This window comes from Desulfurispirillum indicum S5 (genome assembly GCF_000177635.2).
Lineage (GTDB): Bacteria > Chrysiogenota > Chrysiogenetes > Chrysiogenales > Chrysiogenaceae > Desulfurispirillum > Desulfurispirillum indicum.
In genome coordinates, this window is sequence record NC_014836.1 from 1,772,888 (window position 1) to 1,792,726 (window position 19,839).

At 56.4% G+C, this 19,839-nt stretch carries 21 protein-coding genes and 1 other RNA gene; 20 read left to right on the top strand and 2 right to left on the bottom strand.

Annotated elements, in window-relative coordinates; genetic code table 11:
- The 16 genes from xseB to SELIN_RS08455 all read left to right on the top strand — a co-directional run bounded on the left by xseB (window position 1) and on the right by SELIN_RS08455 (window position 15,508).
- Window positions 1-234: an exodeoxyribonuclease VII small subunit gene (gene xseB, locus SELIN_RS08385; RefSeq protein WP_013506234.1), complete on the top strand. Its 234-nt coding sequence runs from the start codon at window positions 1-3 to the stop codon at window positions 232-234.
- Window positions 227-1,117 carry a polyprenyl synthetase family protein gene (locus SELIN_RS08390; RefSeq protein WP_013506235.1) on the top strand — a complete coding sequence of 297 codons (891 nt, stop codon included), beginning with the start codon at window positions 227-229 and terminating at the stop codon, window positions 1,115-1,117. The genes xseB and SELIN_RS08390 overlap by 8 nt, the downstream gene beginning before the upstream one ends.
- Window positions 1,114-2,961 carry a 1-deoxy-D-xylulose-5-phosphate synthase gene (dxs, locus tag SELIN_RS08395; RefSeq protein WP_156788051.1) on the top strand — a complete coding sequence of 616 codons (1,848 nt, stop codon included), beginning with the start codon at window positions 1,114-1,116 and terminating at the stop codon, window positions 2,959-2,961. The genes SELIN_RS08390 and dxs overlap by 4 nt, the downstream gene beginning before the upstream one ends.
- Window positions 2,958-3,308, top strand: a complete 351-nt coding sequence (rbfA, locus tag SELIN_RS08400) for a 30S ribosome-binding factor RbfA (RefSeq protein WP_013506237.1) — start codon at window positions 2,958-2,960, stop codon at window positions 3,306-3,308. The genes dxs and rbfA overlap by 4 nt, the downstream gene beginning before the upstream one ends.
- Complete coding sequence (locus tag SELIN_RS08405) at window positions 3,308-4,258, top strand: DHH family phosphoesterase (RefSeq protein ID WP_013506238.1); 951 nt, start codon at window positions 3,308-3,310, stop codon at window positions 4,256-4,258. Before rbfA ends, SELIN_RS08405 begins: the two co-directional genes overlap by 1 nt.
- Entirely contained in the window at window positions 4,258-5,139 is an 882-nt protein-coding gene (gene truB, locus SELIN_RS08410) for a tRNA pseudouridine(55) synthase TruB (RefSeq protein ID WP_013506239.1), read from the top strand. Before SELIN_RS08405 ends, truB begins: the two co-directional genes overlap by 1 nt.
- Before the next feature lie 16 nt (window positions 5,140-5,155).
- Window positions 5,156-5,542: a hypothetical protein gene (locus SELIN_RS08415; protein WP_013506240.1), complete on the top strand. Its 387-nt coding sequence runs from the start codon at window positions 5,156-5,158 to the stop codon at window positions 5,540-5,542.
- Between the two features lie 56 nt (window positions 5,543-5,598).
- An RNA gene (gene rnpB, locus SELIN_RS14310) (RNase P RNA component class A) lies at window positions 5,599-5,955 on the top strand.
- 130 nt (window positions 5,956-6,085) lie between these two features.
- Complete coding sequence (locus SELIN_RS08420) at window positions 6,086-6,859, top strand: dihydroorotate dehydrogenase electron transfer subunit (protein ID WP_013506241.1); 774 nt, start codon at window positions 6,086-6,088, stop codon at window positions 6,857-6,859.
- Window positions 6,856-7,797, top strand: coding sequence for a calcium/sodium antiporter (locus tag SELIN_RS08425; RefSeq protein WP_013506242.1), 942 nt, complete (start codon window positions 6,856-6,858; stop codon window positions 7,795-7,797). The genes SELIN_RS08420 and SELIN_RS08425 overlap by 4 nt, the downstream gene beginning before the upstream one ends.
- 64 nt (window positions 7,798-7,861) lie before the next feature.
- On the top strand, window positions 7,862-9,304 hold the full coding sequence (locus SELIN_RS08430; protein ID WP_013506243.1) for a peptidylprolyl isomerase: 1,443 nt from the start codon (window positions 7,862-7,864) through the stop codon (window positions 9,302-9,304).
- 1 nt (window position 9,305) lies between these two features.
- The gene (gene polA, locus SELIN_RS08435; protein ID WP_013506244.1) at window positions 9,306-11,951 is read left to right on the top strand and encodes a DNA polymerase I; all 2,646 of its coding nucleotides are present in this window, start codon (window positions 9,306-9,308) and stop codon (window positions 11,949-11,951) included.
- Complete coding sequence (locus SELIN_RS08440) at window positions 11,938-13,002, top strand: aminodeoxychorismate synthase component I (RefSeq protein ID WP_013506245.1); 1,065 nt, start codon at window positions 11,938-11,940, stop codon at window positions 13,000-13,002. The genes polA and SELIN_RS08440 overlap by 14 nt, the downstream gene beginning before the upstream one ends.
- Window positions 12,986-13,606 (top strand): aminotransferase class IV, encoded by a 621-nt coding sequence (locus tag SELIN_RS08445; RefSeq protein ID WP_013506246.1) that lies wholly within the window; start codon window positions 12,986-12,988, stop codon window positions 13,604-13,606. Before SELIN_RS08440 ends, SELIN_RS08445 begins: the two co-directional genes overlap by 17 nt.
- Before the next feature lie 570 nt (window positions 13,607-14,176).
- Window positions 14,177-15,109 carry an NAD(P)/FAD-dependent oxidoreductase gene (locus SELIN_RS08450; RefSeq protein WP_013506248.1) on the top strand — a complete coding sequence of 311 codons (933 nt, stop codon included), beginning with the start codon at window positions 14,177-14,179 and terminating at the stop codon, window positions 15,107-15,109.
- Window positions 15,110-15,508, top strand: coding sequence for a hypothetical protein (locus SELIN_RS08455; RefSeq protein WP_013506249.1), 399 nt, complete (start codon window positions 15,110-15,112; stop codon window positions 15,506-15,508). It abuts the gene before it with no gap.
- A 5-nt stretch (window positions 15,509-15,513) separates the two neighbouring features.
- On the opposite strand, the gene SELIN_RS08460 is transcribed toward SELIN_RS08455, so the two are convergent.
- Window positions 15,514-16,335 carry a DUF169 domain-containing protein gene (locus SELIN_RS08460; protein WP_013506250.1) on the bottom strand — a complete coding sequence of 274 codons (822 nt, stop codon included), beginning with the start codon at window positions 16,333-16,335 and terminating at the stop codon, window positions 15,514-15,516.
- Window positions 16,336-16,579: 244 nt separating this feature from the next.
- Here SELIN_RS08460 and mazG point away from each other — a divergent pair, with 244 nt between their 5' ends.
- From mazG to nth, 4 genes are read left to right on the top strand one after another with little or no spacing between them, the layout of a single operon-like run.
- The gene (gene mazG, locus SELIN_RS08465) at window positions 16,580-17,359 is read left to right on the top strand and encodes a nucleoside triphosphate pyrophosphohydrolase (protein ID WP_013506251.1); all 780 of its coding nucleotides are present in this window, start codon (window positions 16,580-16,582) and stop codon (window positions 17,357-17,359) included.
- Window positions 17,356-17,895 (top strand): bifunctional pyr operon transcriptional regulator/uracil phosphoribosyltransferase PyrR, encoded by a 540-nt coding sequence (gene pyrR, locus SELIN_RS08470; protein WP_013506252.1) that lies wholly within the window; start codon window positions 17,356-17,358, stop codon window positions 17,893-17,895. Before mazG ends, pyrR begins: the two co-directional genes overlap by 4 nt.
- Window positions 17,896-17,898: 3 nt before the next feature.
- A complete protein-coding gene (locus SELIN_RS08475; protein ID WP_013506253.1) occupies window positions 17,899-18,822 on the top strand; it encodes an aspartate carbamoyltransferase catalytic subunit in 924 nt (307 codons plus the stop codon).
- A gap of 2 nt (window positions 18,823-18,824) precedes the next feature.
- The gene (gene nth, locus SELIN_RS08480; RefSeq protein ID WP_013506254.1) at window positions 18,825-19,475 is read left to right on the top strand and encodes an endonuclease III; all 651 of its coding nucleotides are present in this window, start codon (window positions 18,825-18,827) and stop codon (window positions 19,473-19,475) included.
- On the opposite strand, the gene rpsT is transcribed toward nth, so the two are convergent.
- Window positions 19,476-19,748, bottom strand: a complete 273-nt coding sequence (gene rpsT / locus SELIN_RS08485) for a 30S ribosomal protein S20 (RefSeq protein ID WP_013506255.1) — start codon at window positions 19,746-19,748, stop codon at window positions 19,476-19,478.
- Window positions 19,749-19,839 lie beyond the last annotated feature (91 nt).

The window sequence follows — 19,839 nt, forward strand, 5'->3', positions numbered from 1 at the left end:
ATGAACTTTGAAGAGAAGCTCAAGACCATTGAAGCTATTGTCACGGAGATGGAGTCCGATTCCATTACGCTGGACAGCTCCATGGAGCTCTATGAAAAGGGGCGCAGGCTCCTGCAGGAGTGTCAGGACTACCTGGCCCAGGCACGGGGGAAAATCCAGGTGCTGCGTGATGGGCAACTGCACCCCTATGCTCCCGAAACCACCACGACCGCACAGGAGGAGCGCCATGAATAGCCTTGAGCAGTCCCTTCAACACGCCATCCCGCTGATCAATCAGCGCCTGGAAGAGCTTCTGTCGCCTTCAGACGAGCCATTGCTCACCACCATCCACGAAGCCATGCTCTATTCGGTGCGTGCTGGAGGCAAACGCCTGCGGCCCCTGCTCTGCCTGTTGACTGCCGGAGCATTGCGCCAGGATGAATCCCGTGTCCTGGATATTGCCTGCGCCATAGAGATGATCCACACCTATAGCCTGATTCACGATGACCTGCCCGCCCTGGACAATGACGACCTGCGCCGTGGCAAGCCCACGAATCACCGTGTCTATGGCGAGGCCATGGCTATTCTGGCCGGTGATGCCCTGCTCAATCGCGCCTTTGAAGTGCTTTGCCAGCTCCCTCTGGCTCCGGATCTGGTCATCAGGGTTATTGCAGAGATCGCCAGTTCCAGCGGCACCGCCGGAATGATCGGTGGCCAGGTCGTGGATATCCAGTCAGAAGGGAAATCCATCGACATGCCCACCATGCGCTATATCCACGAAAACAAGACCGGCAGGATCATCCGCAGCTGTCTGGTCAGCTCCGCCATTGCCTGTCAGGCCACGGCGGAGCAAATTGAACTGTTTGACCGCTATGGATATAATATCGGCCTGGCCTTCCAGATCGCCGATGATATCCTCGATATAGAAGGCGATGAGGCGACGATGGGCAAACCCGTTGGCAGTGACCTGCAGAATCGCAAATCCACCTGGCCCGCCCTGGTGGGCATGAACGGTGCCCGCAAGGCCATGCAAGAAATGATCGATGAAGCCAACCGCGCCCTTGATCCACTGGGAGATTCACCCGCCGTTACGGCGCTCCGGGATCTGGCACGCTTTATCATCGAAAGGAAGAACTGATGTCAGTGCTGGATCGCATAGAAGAACCCGGGGATGTCAAAACCCTGGACGGACAGGAGATGACACAGCTGTGCGCTGAGCTTCGTGAAACCATCATCGACACCACCAGTCGCGTCGGTGGACATGTGGCAAGCAATCTAGGAATTGTCGAGCTCACAGTAGCCCTGCACCGGGTTTTTGAGTCTCCCCGCGACAAGATCATCTGGGATGTCGGCCATCAGTGCTATCCCCACAAGCTCCTGACCGGACGCCGCCAACAGTTTGGTACCATTCGCCAGCTCGGTGGACTGAGCGGCTTCCCCAAGCGCCATGAAAGCCCCCATGACCACCTGGATGTCGGCCACTCCAGCACCTCCATTTCCGCCGCCCTGGGCATGCGGGTTGGCCGCGATATCCAGCAGATCCCCGGCAAGGTCATCGCCGTGATCGGCGATGGTTCCATCGGGGCCGGCATGGCCTTTGAGGGGCTGAACCACGCTGGCCACCTGGACAAGGATCTCATCATTATTCTCAATGATAACGAGATGAGCATTGCCGAAAACGTGGGGGCACTCTCCAACTATTTTTCCAAAATCATCACCGGCCAGGTCTATAACCGCTTCCGCAAGGATCTGGAAAACATGCTCCACATTCTGCCACGGGGCGAGCGGCTGGTGCGGGCCGCCAAGAAGGTGGAAGAGGGAATCAAGGGATTCATGACTCCGGGAATTCTCTTTGAAGAGCTGAACATCAAATACTTCGGACCCGTGGACGGACACGACCTGGAGAGCCTGATTCCCTTTCTGGAAAACATTAAGCGCATTGAGGGCCCCCTGCTGCTCCACGTCATCACCAAAAAAGGCACCGGCTACGCACCGGCGGAAACCAACCCCGAGAAATTCCATGGAGTCGGCCCCTTTGACCGTGAAAGCGGCGTGATTCACGGCGCCACTGCGACTCCCAGCTACACGGCCATTGCCGGGCAGGCCATCGTCGAGCTGGGCAGGCGTGATCAGCGCACCATCGCCATCACAGCCGCCATGCCAGAAGGAACCGGCATTCAGAATTTCAAGACGGCGTATCCTGAGCGTTTTTTTGACGTGGGTATTGCCGAACAGCATGCCGTAACCTTTGCGGCCGGACTCGCCCTGGAAGGCCTGAGGCCCCATGTCTTTATCTATTCCACGTTTTTCCAGCGGGCTTATGACCAGATCATCCACGATGTGTGCCTGCAGAACCTGCCGGTAGTCTTCTGCATTGATCGCGCTGGCATAGTCGGTAACGACGGCGAGACACACAACGGTTCCTTCGACCTTTCTTTCCTGCGCTGCATTCCCAACATGCGGATTTTTTCTCCCAGGGATGAGAATGAACTCTACAACATGCTGCTCCAGGCCAATACCCTGGACGGCCCTATAACCATCCGCTACGCCCGTGGCAATGGTTTTGGCGTACCGATAGTGGAGTCCCCCATCAACATGGAATCCTGGGAGATTCTCCACCACTCAAAGAAAAAACGCATCGCGCTCATTGCCACCGGATACCTGGTCACCGAGTCCCTGAACCTCTGCCAGGAGCACGATATCACCCTGGTGAACGGTCGCAGCATCAAGCCCCTGGATGGCCCATGCCTGCAGGGAATTCTCCAGGAATATCCCCATGTCATTACCATTGAGGAAAACAGTGCCATCGGCGGTTTTGGCTCTGCCATTGCCGAATTCCACTGCAGTGGAAATTTCCCTGCCCATCTCCACCTGATGGGACTGCCCGATGTTTTTGTGGAACACGGTGACCAGAAGTCCATTCGCCAGAAATGTGGCATCAGCCTGGATGCCCTGAAACAGAAAGTCGAGGAACTTCAATGAGCATACGTACGGAAAAAGTCAACAGCCTCGTCCTGCAAACGCTTTCTCAGATCATCCAGAAGGAGATTCCGCTGGATTACGGACTGGTGAATGTCAACTCGGTGCAGACATCAGGGGATCTTTCCATGGCCAAAGTCTACTACGGTGTTCTGGGCAGTGAGGATCAGGTGGCTATGGCCATCGACTATATTGATCAGCACAGCCGTTCCCTGCAGCACCTGCTGAACCAGCAGCTGCGCCATATGAAGACTGTACCGAAACTGCGCTTTATCTTTGACCAGGGCTCTGAGCACAGCGTGCGCATTGCCAGGATACTGGATGAGCTCAAAAACAAAGAGGAGGACTGATGTCGGTGACACTCTTTGATGACCGCGAGGAGATCCTCTCCCTGATGAGCTCCTGCCAGCGCCCAGGTATTTTCTCCCATGTGAACCCCGATGGAGACACCATCGGTTGCGCCCTGGCCCTTTACCATAGGTTCACCGCCATGGGCAAGGATCCGGTGGTGCTGTGCGAAAGCAGTATTCCCCGCGAATATGCCTTTCTCCCTGGCGCCAGAAACTATCGCAAACAGATCCCCGCAGATGTGGATGCTCTGTTCATCGTGGATACCTCAACCGTTGACCGCTTCGGTAACTTTGAACTCCCCCCGGGTGTCCCCACGGTCAACATCGATCACCATATCACCAACCGTGGCTACGCTGACTATAACTACGTCATCGGTGAAGCACCCGCCACGGCAACCCTCATCTATGAACTGCTGGAGAAGCTTGGCCCTCTTGTCTTTGACGAGGCTCTGTGCCTCTACACCGCACTGTTCACCGATACAGGAGGCTTCCGCTACGCTTCCTCCAATGTGCAGAGCCATCTGATAGCCGCTAAGCTCCTGGCCAAGGGAATTGACCCCTGGCAGGTCACCGTGGAGATATACGAGTCCATGACCTGGGAGAAGGTGCAGCTGTACAAGCGCTGCCTGGATCGGGTGGTCTTCGACAGAAAGAAAGCGATAGCCTGGAGCTACCTCACCCTCTCGGATCTTCAGGAGACGGGCACGGTGGCAAGCGATACCGACGGGTTCATTAACAGTCTGCGGGCCATTGACGGTGTCGAGGTTGCGGTCTTCGTACGCCAGGACACCGCCGACTCCTTTAAAGTCTCCTTTCGCTCCAAGGGCAATATCGATGTTTCAGCGATCAGCGAAGCTTTTGGCGGCGGCGGTCACCGCAATGCCGGCGGTTTCCAGATTCAGTGCACCGATGTGAACCGCGTCATGGAACAGATCTGTGAGAAACTCTAATGGCAGGTGCCATTCTCGCCGTCAATAAGCCGGTTGGCCCCACCAGCCACGATATCACGCACCGGATCAAAAAACTTCTCAAGCTCCCCAAGGTCGGTCATGGCGGGACCCTGGATCCCTTCGCCAGTGGCGTCCTTATTGTGGTCACGGGTTCCTGCACCAAGCTCATGTCCTACCTGAGCCACTCTCACAAGCAGTACCGTGCCACCCTGCGCCTGGGAACCCGCACTGAAACTGCGGATACAGAAGGCCAGGTGGTGGAGACGCAGCCAGTTCCAACCCTGAGTCCACAGCTGCTGGAGCAGCTGAGCCGGGAGCTGACCGGTACCGTAACCCTGCAGGTTCCCGCCTATTCGGCAGTCAAGATAGGTGGCAAAAAAGCCTATGAGTACGCGCGCCGCGGTGAGTCGGTCGAGATGCCAACGCGTACCACGACACTCCACTCGCTGCGCCTGTGGCAGGAAAAGCCCGACGGCATCGAAATCGATGTTGATGTTTCCGGCGGAACCTATATCCGCGCCCTGGGTGAAGAGATCGCGCGACGACTGGGCACTGTCGGCCATCTGTGCATGCTGCAGCGTACACGCTGCTGCGGAATCAGCGTCCAGGAGTGTGTCAGCCTCACGGATTTCGACCCTGACACGCCATGGCAGCACTGGAGCATCCCGCCAGCCCGCGTCCTGGCCGATCACGATATGTACACCGCCGATGCCGCTGTCATTACCCATCTGCGGCAGGGCAGACCATTGGACATGTCAGCATTGAGCCGCTTGCAAAAAGGAGACTTGCAGGATAATCCAACGGCTGTTATCCTTGACGAGTCACAAAATGTTATTTCCATCATTGATGTCCGTAAAAACCGGGTATTACGCAACATATAACGATAAGGAGTACAATGTGCTGCACGAAGCTTTGAAGCAAACCAATCTCACAGCCGAGGAAACGCGAGCCCTGGAAAAGGCTCTGAAACAGGTTAAGACAAAGTTTGCAAAAGTGGTGACCAATGCGGTGATTTACGGAAGCACCATTAAACAAAGCGAACCCGTCAAGCGCAAGGACCTCAATGTGCTGGTGATCATGAACCAGAAGGATAACGATGTGGCACGCTCACTGGAGGAAGTGCTTGAACAGGTAGATAAGAAGATTAAGCTCGACCTGAAAATACTCTCCCTGGAAGAATATGTGGCCGAAGCGCACCTGGAGAGCAGCTTTTACCGCAAGGTCACCCAGGAGGGTGTGGAAATCTACAAAAACGATGAACTGCTGGAACCTGTCAGCAGCTGACACTCCTGAGGATTCTTGATGCGGGAGCAGCCCGTGTCTGGTATGCTCATGGAGATATGGCAGAACGGATAGTCGCTGGTGGAGAAATCCACGGGAGGAAAGTCCGGGCACCACAGAGCAGGGTGGTTCGTAACGCGAACCGGGGGCAACCCCAGTGCAAGTGCAACAGAGAGCAGACCGCCGGGCATCGGCCCGGTAAGGGTGAAAGGGTGGTGTAAGAGACCACCGGTTCCCCTGGTGACAGGGGAAGCCAGGTAAACCACACCCGGTGCAAGACCATATAGGAAGGCAGATGGAGTGGCTCGCTTCGCCTTCGGGTAGGTTGCTTGAGCTGTCGGGTGACTGACAGCCTAGAGAAATGACTATCACCCCCCTTGGGGGTACAGAACCCGGCTTACAGTTCTGCCATATCACTTTCCCGGGCGGGAACACGCACAGCGCGTCTTCGCCCGGGAGTTTTTGTTTCAGGACTTGTCTGGATTCGCCGTCTGCAGTATCCTCGTCCTATCATTTTTCCGGAAACTTTCCGATCAGGAGTGCCCTTTGCATACCTTCACCATTCTCCGCAACACACACCTCAGTGGTTCCAATTTCCTGCTGGAAGTCGCCATCCCCCAAGACTTCACCGTAGCCCCGGGACAATTCTGCATGCTGCAGGCCAGTGTCAGTGGCTATGATCCCCTGCTGAAGCGTCCCCTTTCCATCGCCTCTGCCGGTGACGGTGTCATGGGATTCGCCTACAAGGTGGTCGGTCGTGGTACCCACATCCTCAGTACCTTCCGCGAAGGGCAACCCATAGATATCCTCGGCCCGCTGGGCAATGGTTTTACCCTGCAGTCGGGCGACGCGCTGCTCATCGGAGGCGGGATCGGCATAGCACCGCTGCTCATGCTGGCTGAACACCTCAAATCAGCTGGAAATACTGTCAACGCCATTATCGGCGCCTCTTCAGCCGAGAACCTGCTCTTTGAAAAAGAGCTTGATCACGTGTGCGACTCACTGATCGTCACCACCGACGACGGCACCCGAGGCCATAAGGGTTTTGTCACCCAGGCCATCGGCGGCGATCTCACTTCCCGGCACGTCTACTGCTGTGGTCCCGATGTGATGATGAACGCCGTGGGCGCGCTGGCCCTCAAGGCTGGCGCAGCCTCATGTCAGCTTTCCCTGGAGACGCACATGGCCTGTGGCATCGGCGTCTGTCTGGGATGCGTCACCGACACCTATGATTCTGGTCAGATGCAGCGCAAAACTGTCTGCAAAGAGGGGCCTGTCTTCTCTGCCGCGCAGCTGGAGTGCGGACAAGCGAAACCATGACACTCCTCCTTCCCGCCCTTCTGTTTTCCCTGGGCATTGTCATTCTCTACTTCGGAGCAGAGTTCCTGGTTCGCGGCTCCGTAGCCCTCGCCCTGACCCGTGGCATACGGCCACTGGTGATCGGCCTGACCATCGTGGCGCTGGGAACCAGCCTGCCTGAGTTTCTGGTCAGCTTCACCGGTTTACTTCAAGGCTCAAGCGATATAGCCATCGGCAACATCGTCGGCAGCAATATCGCCAATATCGCTCTGGTGCTGGCCCTGTGCGCCCTCATCAGTCCGGTGCGCATGGATGGCTCCATTACCCGCATTGAGCTTCCCATCGTACTGGTCACCAGCGTGGTCTTCTTCCTCATGTGCCTGGATGGCACCATCACTCGCCTTGATGGCATCATCATGCTCTGCGCCCTGATAGCATTTCTCGTCTACTGTCTGCGCTCGGGACGCACGGTCAGTGATGATGTGGAAACGGAACACATACTGCGCGGCTCGGGCTCATGGAAACATGTGGGCCTCATCGTGGCCGGCGGCATCGGACTGCTGCTGGGCGCGAGATTCATGGTCATCTACGGCATAGAGATCGCAAGGTTTCTTGGGGTAAGCGAGCTGGTCATCGGCATCACCATCATCGCCGTCGGCACCAGCCTGCCAGAACTGGTAACCAGTATCATCGCCTCTATGAAACAGCGTGCGGACATCAGTATCGGGAACATTCTCGGCAGCAATATTTTTAACATTCTTTTCGTCTGCGGATTCATCGCCCTGTTTGCCCCCATCAGCGTTGAACAAACGCTGATCCAGTTCGATATCCCCTTTATGCTGCTCATAACCGCGGTCCTCTACCCCATCGCCCGCAAGAAGCAGGCACTGGGACGGATTGAGGGCCTGCTGTTTCTTGTGGCATATGTGTGGTATATGTATTATATTTTCACCCGCTAAAAACTTCCGGGACAGCATGAACGGCCATCGTCCTGAATCAGAAATTTCACCATGAGGTATATAGATGATCCACAAGTTTCGTAACGTCAGCGCTCCCGTCAAGATTCTCCTCTGGTTTGTCATCGCCACCTTTGTCGGCTCAATTTTCGTGGTCTGGGGCATTCAGAGTGGTGACCAGCGCTCCCGTGGGTACGTCATAAAGGTCAACGACATTGAAATCGGCCCCAATGAGTTCAACCGCACTTACAATCAGGTTCACCAGAATATCAGTGCCCTTTTCGGCAATCAGGGTGACGCGGAAATCAATCGCCAGATCCGCGAAATAGTCATTGACAACCTCATATCAAAAGCGCTGCTCCTGCAGGAAGCGCAGCGTCGCAATCTGCGCGTCTCCGACCAGGAGCTTTTCAACAGCATTGCCGCCATTGAGGCGTTCCAGGAAGAAGGCGTATTCAGCCGCACCCTGTATCGCAATGTTCTCGAAGCCAACAAGCTCTCCCCCGCCATTTTCGAGGAAATGCAGAAAGAGTCACTGCTGGTTGAAAAAATTCAGAACCAGATCGTTGCCGAAGTGCGCATAACCGAGGACGATCTGCAAGAGGAATTCCAGTGGCAGCAGGGCAGAGTGGCCTTTGATTACATCATCCTCTTCCCCGAGCTGTTCGCTGACAGCGTGGAGACCAATGAGCAGGTGCTGCGCGCCTACCATGAGACCAACGCCAAACAGTATGAAACGCCCAAGAGCATCCAGATATCCTACGCCTTTGTTCCCTACGACCCGCAGGACAGCTCAACCCAGGAGACGGCCTCAGAAGTGCTGCAAAGCCTGCGCGAAGCCGTCGTTCAGCAGCAGAAGGATTTCGCCACTACTGCCGAAGAGATGGAGGTGGAATTTGTCACCTCGTATATCTTCGACCAGAACTCCATCCCCGAAGACCTTCTGCGTGAAACCCGCCTGATACGCGAGGCGTTCCTGATGCCCCAGGGACGCTACACCAATGTCATACGCGGGCAGGACAAGCTCTACCTCGTGAAGAAGGAACAGGATATTCCGCCCATGGTGGTTCCCTATGAAGAGATCCAGGATCAGGTGCTGGCCGACTACATCCAGCACCAGTCATACGTAATCGCCATGGAAAAGGCTGAATCCTTCCGTGGCATGGAGCTCTTCGCCATAGCCGCCGAGGTGAATGCCCAGCCCGAAAGCACTGACCTGATCTCCTACATGGACACCAATGGCGGGCCCGGTTTCAACGAAGATGTCATGTACCTTGCCTTTTTGACAGAGGTTGGACAGACCGCAGGCCCTGCGGAGATCATCAATATCCCCTTCTTCCTGCAGGTAACAGAAAAAGAAACGCCCGATATGGAGCTCTTTGAATCCCTGCGCCCGCTGCTCATGGAAGAAGTGCGTGAGCGACGCCGCAACGAAATGCTTTCGGACTGGATTGTTGAGGCCCGCAGCCGTGCTACCATCAACGTGAATCAATCCCTGTTCGTGGACTGATATGAAACTGCTGCTGGTTGACGGCAACTCTTTTATCTACAAGGCATTTTATGCAATCCGCGGCCTGAGCAACCGAGCAGGCCTTCCCACCAACGCGATCTACGGGTTTCGCAATATTCTGGAAAAGTGCCACAATGCCATCGAACCCGATGGCATTGTGGTAGTTTTTGATGCGCCCGGACCCACCTTCCGTCACGAATCCTACCCCCAGTACAAAGCGCAGCGCCAGAAGGCGCCCGAGGACCTCATATCCCAGATCCCCTGGATTCACCGCCTGGTGGAGGCTCAGGGCCTGAAGCGCCTCTGCATTGAAGGCTTTGAAGCAGACGACGTCATCGGCACCATCACCTGCCAGGCTCAGGACGCCGGCTACCGGGAAGTCTACATCGCCACCTCCGACAAGGATCTGGGGCAGCTCCTGACCAAGCCGGGAGTTTTCCTGTACGATACCTCCAAGGAACGCATCCTGGATGCCGCCGCATTTCACGACAAAATGGGCGTCACCCCAGCCCAGGTCATCGACTACCTGGCCCTGGTGGGCGACGCCTCAGACAATATCCCCGGCGTCAAGGGCATTGGTCCCAAATCTGCCCAGAAGCTCCTTGAACAGTACGGTACCCTTGATAACATCTACGCCCATGTGGATGAGATCAGCGGCGCGGTCGGCAAACGCCTGCAGGAGTTCCGTGACGACGCCTTTCTCTCTCGCCGGCTGCTTGAGCTACACACCAGCGTTCCGCTTGATGACAGCGATTTCCGCCCCGGCGTCCCCAATGTCCCGGAGCTCTACGAAATCTACAGCGAACTCGGTTTTCAGGGCCTGCGGGACAAACTGAACTACCAGGTTGACGCCCCCCCTGCCGCCGCCGTTGCCACAGATATTGATGTGCGTATCGCCGATACTGCGGAAGCTTTTGCAGAGCTTCTCCATGAAGCCGCCACCGCTGCCGTCATCGCCATTGATACAGAAACCACTTCAGAACATGCTGTCGAAGCAGACCTGGTCGGCATCAGCATCGCCATCGGCGAACAGGCGTGGTATGTACCCATCGACCATGCCCACACCGATACCCACCGCAACATGCCCACTGCCGATGTACAGAAGCTGATTACTGCCCTTGACCGGAGTGACCTCCTGCTCGTCGGTCAGAATATCAAATACGACCTGATCGTCCTGCAGCGTCACGACATGGCGCTGCCACAGCCACGCCTGTTTGATACCATGATCGCCTCGTATCTGCTGGATGCCAATCGCCGATCCCATGGGCTGGATCAGCTGGCCGTGGAATTCCTGTCCCACGAGATGATCGCCTTCAAGGATGTGGTACCCAAAGGCTCCACTTTCCGCGATGTGGACATTCCCACTGCCGCCCGCTACGCCGGCGAAGACGCCGCCATAACCCTCGCCCTGTACAACCTCTTCGCCCCCCGCATAGAGCAGGAGTACCACGAGCTGTTCCACGCCATAGAAATGCCCCTGGTGCGTGTGCTCTGCCATATGGAAATGCTGGGCATCGCCGTGGATCGTGAAATGCTGGGCAATCTTCACGAATCCTTTACCCGCCGCCTTCACGAGCTTGAAGAAAAGATATACGAGCTGGCAGGCGAAGCCTTCAACATAAACTCACCCAAACAGCTGGCGACCCTGCTCTTCGAGAAGATGGGCATTCCTCCGGTGAAAAAGACGAAAACCGGCTACTCCACCGATGTCTCAGTCCTGGAAGCCCTGGCCCCGCAGTATGAAATTGCCAATGTCCTGACCCAGTACCGCATGGTATCCAAACTGCTTTCCACCTATGTCAATGCGCTTTCAGAACTTATCAATCCCTGGACAGGCCGCATCCATACCAGCTTCAATCAGACAGTCGCCAACACGGGGCGTCTCTCCAGTTCCGATCCCAACCTGCAGAACATCCCCATTCGCACCGAAGAGGGGCGCGAGGTGCGCAAGGCTTTTGTCCCGGCACCTGGCTTCTGTTTCGTGGCAGCGGATTATTCTCAGATTGAACTGCGCATTGCCGCGCACCTGAGCGGTGACGAGTCGATGCTGAAAAGCTTCGCCGAAGAGAAGGATATTCACGCCCAGACCGCCGATGCCATTTTCGGCTCCAGTGAACCCAACTACCGCCGCATGGCCAAGGCAGTCAACTTCGGCATTCTCTATGGCATCTCCGCCTTCAAACTCAGCCGTGACCTGGGCATGACTCCCAAGGAAGGCCAGGCGCTCATAGACAGTTATTTCCTGCGCTATCCCGGAGTGAAGGCCTACATTGACCATCAGATCGCCTTTGCCAGAGAGCACGGATACGCCCAGACGCTGTACGGACGCCGCCGCTATCTGCCCGACATCAACAGCCGCAACCGCAACATCCGCGAGGCAGCAGAGCGCAATGCCGTGAACATGCCCATTCAGGGAACCTCAGCTGATATCATTAAAATCGCCATGAACCGCATTCACCAGCAGCTCGCCCCCTATCAGGCCCGTATGCTGCTGCAGATCCACGATGAATTGCTCTTCGAGGTGCCCTTTGAGCAGGCGGAACCTTTCAGCGCTTTTTTACAGGAGCAGATGGAGTCCGCGGCCCAGCTGAAGGTGAGGCTTACGGTCACGGTCAGCAGCGGGAATAACTGGAATGACGTGCACTGACATCAGGACGCCAGCACACAGGCCGGTATCAGCACCGGCATCGCCCCAGACTCCCCCGCCCCATACCCTCTGCCAGCAGGGACGCGAGCAGATCCGCCTGAAGCTCAACGCCCTGGGGCAGCAGCGTATACCCTGTTTTTTCCTGATCTCCTTTGACTTTTCCCGCCACCTTCTGTGCCCTCTGGCAGCCATGGATGAGCGGGTTCAGTTTGTCTTTCCCGGCTTCCGTCATACGCGCACCGACCACCACCCCTTGCCTCAAGGGGTACGACAGTGGTCAGCGGCTCCCATGGAGCTTGCCCACTACGCTCGGACCTTCAGAACCGTGCAGGAGCATATGGCTGCCGGTGACACCTACCTGCTCAATTTGACGGCCTCCACACCGGTAGCCTGCGACTGGAGTCTCGAGCAGATTTTCCACCGCGCCCAGGCGCCCTTTCGCCTGTACCTGCAGGACGAGTTCACCTGCTTTTCCCCCGAGCGATTTGTCCGCATTCAGGATACGACCATAGAGACCTTCCCCATGAAGGGAACCGCCGATGCGACGATCCCCGGTGCGGCGGCGGCGCTTCTCGCCAACCCCAAGGAGATCAGCGAGCACACGATGATCGTAGATCTCCTGCGCAACGACCTTTCCTGTGTGGCTCGCAGAGTGCGTGTTGAACGCTTCCGTTACCTGGAAAGCATCTCCAGTGGCCGGGGAAGGCTGCTGCAGACCAGCTCCCATATTTGCGGCGACCTGCCCGCCTCCTGGCCCGATCAGCTGGGGGATGTTCTCTGCAACATGCTACCTGCCGGTTCCGTCAGTGGAACGCCCAAGCTGAAAACCATGGAGATCATCAAAGCCGTTGAGCTCCATGAGCGTGGCTACTTCACCGGAGTCTTCGGCTACTTTGACGGCAGCAGTGTTGACAGTGCCGTGCTCATTCGCTTTCTGGAGCGCACTCCCAGTGGACTGGTCTTCAAGAGTGGCGGCGGCCTGACGGCAGAGAGCGACCTTGTGGATGAGTACACGGAAATGTGCAGAAAAGTCTATGTCCCTGTTACTTGAGACCATCCGCATCGAAAATGGCGCGCCTCAGCACCTCCAGTGGCACCAGCGCCGGGTTACCCTCAGCTCGCAGGCGCTCTGGGGCCAGCGTGTACCCATCGACCTGCACGCCCTCCTGACGGAGTGTCCACAACACAAAAGCATTTTGCGCTGCCGTATCCTCTATCACCGGCACGGACTGCACTCCCTGGAATTCCTGCCCTTTCAACCGCGTCAGATTCACCGCCTGGGCCTGGTCGATGGCTCGTCCATCGACTACCCATGGAAGTTTGCTGATCGCCACTCCATTGAGCAGCTGCGCACGAATTCCTCCGCTGTCGATGACATTCTTCTGATCCGCGACGGCCTGCTCAGTGATACGTCCATAGCCAATATCGCCCTGCGCATCCATGGACGCTGGCTGACTCCCCGTCGCCCCCTTCTGCATGGCACCACGCGGGAACGAATGCTGACATGTGGACTGCTTTTCCCCGCTGACCTCAGACCAGGCGACCTGCAACAGGCAACGGGCCTGGCTGTGCTCAATGCCATGGTGGGCTTTCAGGAACTGGTCGACTGGCATATCTGCCATGGGGAGTTGAATCACCGATTGCGTCTGAAGTGAAACATGGTACTCTGTACCTCGAATACCTCCTGCTTCATATAACTGATGCTTCGCATCCTGTCGTCCTGGTTTCAGGCATTCTTGTGCTGATGTTGCCATGGGGAAACGGCCTGTTTCTGTCTCTCCCCCGTGTGCTGGCCCAGCCAGGACGCGCCGACTGGAACGCGATGGACCCGCAGGGTTGCCGCCACGAGGGCGGCAACCGCAAACCAAAAGCCATGGAGGGCGGTTGTTTGCGGTCCCCAGTTCCAGGCAAGCGGGCGGCTGAAAAGGACAGCACTGGGGGTCGCTTTTGCGCCACTTTTGGCGACCCAAAAGTGGCAAAAGAAACTCACAAACAAGTTGAGGGCAATGTCAAGCGACGCAGTCTGTGCAGAACCATTTTCTCTATTCCAGCATGGTATCAGTGTCGGTGTCGACAATCTGCCGTTTCGGATGTACGAAAACTGAACAGCATTATATTACAGCAACCTGCAAACTCACAGGAGTATAAACAGCAAACTTACCCCTTGATTTTCCAGAGGTTCAATGATAAACGAGAATAATTATCAATATATAGAGGTGCGACCCATGAGTGGAGAAAAGGTGTATGACGTTATTATTGCAGGACTTGGCCCCGCAGGTGAAAGTGCTGCCATCTATACGGCCCGCAAGAATCTTTCAACCCTGATCGTGGCCTATGATTCCGGTGGACAGCTCACCAAGACCTTTGACGTGGAGAACTACCTGGGCATACCCTACTCCACCGGCTGGGAAATGGCCATGAAGTTTGAGGAGCATGTGCGCAAATACTCCAATGTGGAAATTGAGCTCATGCAGGAGGTCGTGGCCATTGAGGATCACGGCACGACCAAGAAGTTCATCACGGCAGAGGGTCGCGAGTTTCAGGGGCGTTCAGCCATTATCGCCACTGGCGCCAAACCCAAGACCGTCGGGGTCAAGAATGAAGAAAAGTTCAACGGCAAAGGGCTGACCTACTGTACCACCTGCGACGGCCCCCTCTACCGCAACAAGATCGTCACCATTATCGGTGGCGGCACTTCCGGGGTGGAAGCAGCCCTGGAGATGGTGAAAATCGCCTCGAAAGTCCAGCTTATCGTGCGCAGCCAGCTCAGGGCCGAGCCCATTCTCATGGATCGCCTCAAGGAAGTCAGCGTGGATATCTACGAAAACACTATCCCGGTGGAGATCCTTGGCGATGAGTATGTGACGGGTCTGCGTATCCGCGACCGCAACAGTTCCGTGGAACAGGAACTGACCACTGACGGCATCTTTGTGGAAATCGGCCGCGCGCCCAACGCCGATGGCCTGAAAAATCTCCTGCAGACCAATGACAACGGTGAGATTGTCATCTCCACCTATAACGAAACCAACATTCCCGGTGTCTTTGCCGCCGGCGATGTTACGGATGTCAAGTTCAAGCAGGTGATCATCGCTGCTGGCGAAGGGGCCAAGGCGGCCATGAAGGTCTCCGAGTACCTCATCAAGCAGGGTCAGAAATAGGTGCGAAACTGGCAGCAACCCCTGGCTCTCTGTGCCGCCGATGCCTTTGACTTCCTCCGGGATCCTTTGCTGATTCCGGAGTGGTCGGGCCTGATGGAGGATGTGGGGAGCCGGGGAGCCAACGCCTATGCAGGCCTGAGCCTGATGGGCGAAATCCCCTTCACCTGGGATCCCGACCCGATCCACCTGGGTGTCCATGCCACCTACACCTTCATGGGGGTTCGCTTTCTGGTGGAGTACACCCTTGAACCCTGTGGGGAGCAATCCACACTCCACACGCGCATTACCCCCGCCGACGGCCTGGAAATGGGCTCTCTCTATCGCATTGTGCTGCACCAGTTCCAGGGCCATCTCCACCACGACACGGAAAATTTCGCCCAGTGGGCCGGCCTGTGCTGAAGCTCCTATCCCGCTGAGACAGATCCCGTCAGTTTCTGCCAGGGCTTCCGGGCGAGAAAACTCCCATCGGCCTCCTCTTCCATGCGCACAAAGAGCGAGTAAGGCACACTGAAGCTCAGCAGGTTCTCCCCAAGGCTCCCCTTAAGCGTATTGCGGGCAGTGATGTCAAAGAGCCCGATAATCGCCTTGGGCCGTTCCGCAGCCAGCTGATGATACGCCAGCAGTCCCATGGACTGGCAACCGGCACCAAAGGGAGACATGACATTGTCTATGCCCTCCTGGAAGGAGTTGCACAGCACAACCAGCGCGGAAAGCTGATCGACATTACAGAAAATCGTCACCACAACAGGCTCTTCACCGGGTTCTACCCTGTCCAGGGGTTTGAAAACCGTCACCTTGCCGATATCCATGAATCCCAGTCGCCCCATGAAGTCTTCCACCAGTTCCGGCGTCTTGATATACCCTTCACCATTCAGATACTCATGGATAAAGTGCTGCGGAGCCTTGCCTTCAAGAGCACTGGCCACAGCCTCCCCCTTGGGATACCCCTTGTTGCCGCTGGAGAGAAAGCGCGCGAAACAGTCAATGCCGCCGGGAAAATTTTCATACTGATTGCCATACCCCATGCCCACACCGCCGCCTGGACAACCAAAACTTTCGTGATCAAGCGCGCTCACCCGTCCCTTGGCACTGGCGGCAATCAACGAAAGGATGCAACCCCGACGCCCCTTTTCAAACTGCAGTCGCTCTTCAGGAGCACGGTCGAGCCACAGGGTGGCCACGGGCTGCGTTTCCAGTTTCAGGTACTCTCGAATTTTACTGTGCATGTCTGCCTCCCCTGCTGTGAAATTCCTGCCGATTGTACCACACCCGAAGGGAAATGGAAATTCCCCTCTGCCCGGTAAGACGGTTCCTCAAGGACTGCGGCAGCGCTCTTCCAATCCCAAAAAGCGACACTCCAAGTTTTGCGGTTTACAAGGCAAAAGGGGCGTGCGTATAATCACATGCAGCAGCCACCGGTTTCCGACTTCCGGTGGAGCCTCGTTCTTTCTTCTTATGAAAAGGGGTGTTATGTCTGCGCACTACGTCTCCCTCGAAAGCCTCAGAGAGCTCATGGACACCCTCAACGGCCCCGATGGATGTCCATGGGACAGGGAACAGACCCACGAAAGCCTGCGCCAGTACCTCATTGAAGAGGCCTACGAAGTGGTGGACAGCATAGATGCCGGTGATGACGAAGAACTGATGGAAGAACTGGGCGACGTCTTGCTGCAGGTCTTTTTCCACAGCGATATCGCCAGCCGCCGCGGGGCGTTTACCATTGACGACGTGGCCCGTACGCTGCACGAAAAGATGGTGCGCCGCCACCCTCATATATTCGGTTCGAACGCGCTGGAAAGTGCCGACGAAGTGCTGCAGCAGTGGGGCGAAATCAAGGCCGCTGAAAAACGCGAACGCACCAGCGTCCTCGATGGCGTACCCCGTCATCTGCCCGCCCTGGCCAGGGCCTACAAATTCCAGAAGCGTGCCGCGAAGACTGGCTTTGACTGGCCGGACGCCGAGGGCACTCTTGTCAAGCTGGAGGAGGAGATCGGCGAGCTGCGTGATGCGATTCAGCAGGGAAAACTCGCCGAAATTGAGGCCGAGATGGGTGATGTCCTTTTCAGCGTCGTCAATTGCGCCCGCAAGCTGGGAGTTGAGCCGGAAACGGCCCTCAATCGCACGAATCAGAAATTTGCGCGCCGCTTTCGCCAGGTTGAAGAGCGCCTGGCGCAGGCCGGTGGCAAAGCCGATATTGAAGAGCTGGATCGTTTCTGGAACGAAATCAAGGAGCAGGAGAGGTCATTATGAGAGAGATCATGAGTGCCCGGGATGTAGATCACGCTCTGACCCGCGTCGCCAGTCAGATTATCGAAAAACACAAGGATATCAGCGCCACCATGGTCGTCGGCCTGCGCACGCGGGGCGAACACCTTGGACGCCGGCTGGTGGAAAAACTGAAACAAATGACCGGCCATGAAGTTCCCTTTGGCGTCATGGACAGTACCCTCTACCGCGATGACCTCTCCATGGCACAATCAGCGCCTGTGCTGAAAGGCCCCCTCGCCGCCTTTGACTTTGACGGGAAAAAAGTGATTATCGTCGATGACGTCCTTTACACCGCCCGAACCATTCGCAGCGCACTGTACTGCGTCATGGACCAGGGACGTCCAGCCCTGGTGGAAATTTTTGTCCTCATTGATCGTGGCCACAATGAGCTGCCTCTGTACGCCGAGTATGTAGGCATGAAGGTGCCCACCTTCCGCGACGAGCGCGTCAAGGTGTGTCTGCAGGAAATAGATGATGAGGACCGCGTATATATACTGCAAAGCAAAGACGGAGAGTAAAGCATGGAGTTCAAACAGAATCATATCCTGGGCCTCTACCATCTCAGCGCTGAAGAAATTACCCTCCTGCTGGATACGGCCAGGGAGTTCAAGGGGATCAATACCAGAGCCGTGAAGAAGGTCCCCCCTCTCAAGGGCAAAACACAGATCAACATGTTCTTTGAAAACTCCACCCGTACCCGCACGTCCTTTGAAATCGCCGGAAAGCGGCTGAGTGCGGATACCATCAACTTTTCTTCTTCCACATCATCCACCACCAAAGGGGAAACTCTCCTGGATACGGCCAGGAATATCATGGCCATGCATCCTGACGTCATCGTCATTCGCCACAGCGTCTCCGGCTCTCCCAAGCTGCTGGCGGATAACATCGAAGCCAGCGTCATCAATGCCGGTGATGGCGCCCATGAACACCCATCTCAGGCTCTTTTGGACATATTCACCATTCAGGAACATATCGGAAAGCTGGCAGGCGTGAACGTCCTGATCGTGGGCGACGTGGCCCACAGCCGCGTGGTGCGGTCCAATATCATCGGCTTGCATAAACTGGGAGCCAATGTCCGACTATGCGCCCCCCGAACCATGATGCCGCGCAATTTTCACATCGACAATGTTCCCATCACCTCCAACTTTGAAGAAGTGCTCCCCTGGGCAGATGTGGTTATTATGCTGCGCATCCAGATGGAACGTCAGCACGGCCCCGCCCTCTTTCCCAATACCGCAGAGTACTCCCGCATCTGGGGGCTGAATAAGCGACGTCAGCAGATGATGCGCAAAGATGCCGTTATCCTTCACCCTGGACCGGTCAACCGTGGTCTGGAACTTTCGCCGGAAGTGGCCGACGGAGAGCGCAGCCTGATCCTGCAACAGGTGGAAAACGGCGTGGCCGTACGCATGAGCATGCTCTTCCACGTTCTGCACGTAGGCTGACCATGGCCTGCTCCCTGCGCCCAAAAGACGTCAGAAAGCTGATAGACCTGCTGGAAGAGCAGTACCCCGATGCCGCCCCCGAGCTTGACTTCGACAACGCCTTCGAGCTGCTGGTGGCGGTCGTGCTTTCAGCACAGTGCACCGATGTCCGGGTCAACCAGGTGACAAAGGTACTCTTTATGCACTACCCGGACGCCAAAGCACTGGCAGCCGCCAATCAGGCCGAGCTGGAAGGTATCATCAAGTCCTGCGGACTTTTCCGCAGTAAAGCCAGAAACCTGATTGCCGCCGCAAAAATGCTGGTGGAAACGTTTGGAGGAGAGGTACCGTCAACGCGTCAGGAGCTGATGTCATTGCCCGGCGTGGGCCGCAAGAGTGCCAACGTCATCACCAGTTGCGCCATGGGCAGCGACGCCATTGCCGTTGACACCCACGTGTTTCGTGTCAGCCGGCGCATCGGTCTGTCCGACGGAGAAACGGTCCTGGCTGTGGAGCAGGATCTGATGGCCTATACCCCGCAGCCAAAATGGTCGCAGCTGCACCACCTGCTGATCTTTCACGGCAGGCGCTGCTGCAAAGCAAGAAAGCCACAATGCGACGAGTGCACTGTGGCTTCATTCTGTTTGTATGAACGCAAAAAGAAAAAGAACTGATCAGCTCTCTACCAGAACCTTTTTGGCGGCCTGAGCCAGGCGGGAAACTTTTCTGCTGGCGGTGTTCTTGTGAATCACGCCTTTGGCAGCTGCCTGGGAAAACTTTTTCTGGCACTGACGGAACAGGGTCTGAACCTGCTCTTTATCGCCAGCTTCAACGGCCTTGTTGAATTTTTTATTGAAAGTTCGCAGCGTGGTCTTCACGTAACTGTTGCGAGCATGCTTCTTTTGTGACTGTCTGATGCGCTTGCGCGCGGAGCTTGTATGAGCCAAAATAGCCTCCTGTGTGAATTGTACAGCCGGGGAATGTATCACGTCCCAGCTGGCATGGTCAAGCACTAAAAGCCCGCAGCATGAACAGCTT

Bases quoted from the DNA above. Each gene is read 5' to 3' on its own strand.
- rbfA (WP_013506237.1), top strand. From the start codon at position 2,958: ATGAGCATACGTACGGAAAAAGTCAACAGCCTCGTCCTGCAAACGCTT.
- polA (WP_013506244.1), top strand. From the start codon at position 9,306: ATGAAACTGCTGCTGGTTGACGGCAACTCTTTTATCTACAAGGCATTT.
- SELIN_RS08430 (WP_013506243.1), top strand. From the start codon at position 7,862: ATGATCCACAAGTTTCGTAACGTCAGCGCTCCCGTCAAGATTCTCCTC.
- pyrR (WP_013506252.1), top strand. From the start codon at position 17,356: ATGAGAGAGATCATGAGTGCCCGGGATGTAGATCACGCTCTGACCCGC.
- nth (WP_013506254.1), top strand. From the start codon at position 18,825: ATGGCCTGCTCCCTGCGCCCAAAAGACGTCAGAAAGCTGATAGACCTG.
- xseB (WP_013506234.1), top strand. From the start codon at position 1: ATGAACTTTGAAGAGAAGCTCAAGACCATTGAAGCTATTGTCACGGAG.
- SELIN_RS08405 (WP_013506238.1), top strand. From the start codon at position 3,308: ATGTCGGTGACACTCTTTGATGACCGCGAGGAGATCCTCTCCCTGATG.
- mazG (WP_013506251.1), top strand. From the start codon at position 16,580: ATGTCTGCGCACTACGTCTCCCTCGAAAGCCTCAGAGAGCTCATGGAC.
- SELIN_RS08460 (WP_013506250.1), bottom strand. From the start codon at position 16,335: ATGCACAGTAAAATTCGAGAGTACCTGAAACTGGAAACGCAGCCCGTG.
- SELIN_RS08445 (WP_013506246.1), top strand. From the start codon at position 12,986: ATGTCCCTGTTACTTGAGACCATCCGCATCGAAAATGGCGCGCCTCAG.
- SELIN_RS08450 (WP_013506248.1), top strand. From the start codon at position 14,177: ATGAGTGGAGAAAAGGTGTATGACGTTATTATTGCAGGACTTGGCCCC.
- SELIN_RS08440 (WP_013506245.1), top strand. From the start codon at position 11,938: ATGACGTGCACTGACATCAGGACGCCAGCACACAGGCCGGTATCAGCA.
- truB (WP_013506239.1), top strand. From the start codon at position 4,258: ATGGCAGGTGCCATTCTCGCCGTCAATAAGCCGGTTGGCCCCACCAGC.
- SELIN_RS08475 (WP_013506253.1), top strand. From the start codon at position 17,899: ATGGAGTTCAAACAGAATCATATCCTGGGCCTCTACCATCTCAGCGCT.
- SELIN_RS08425 (WP_013506242.1), top strand. From the start codon at position 6,856: ATGACACTCCTCCTTCCCGCCCTTCTGTTTTCCCTGGGCATTGTCATT.
- SELIN_RS08390 (WP_013506235.1), top strand. From the start codon at position 227: ATGAATAGCCTTGAGCAGTCCCTTCAACACGCCATCCCGCTGATCAAT.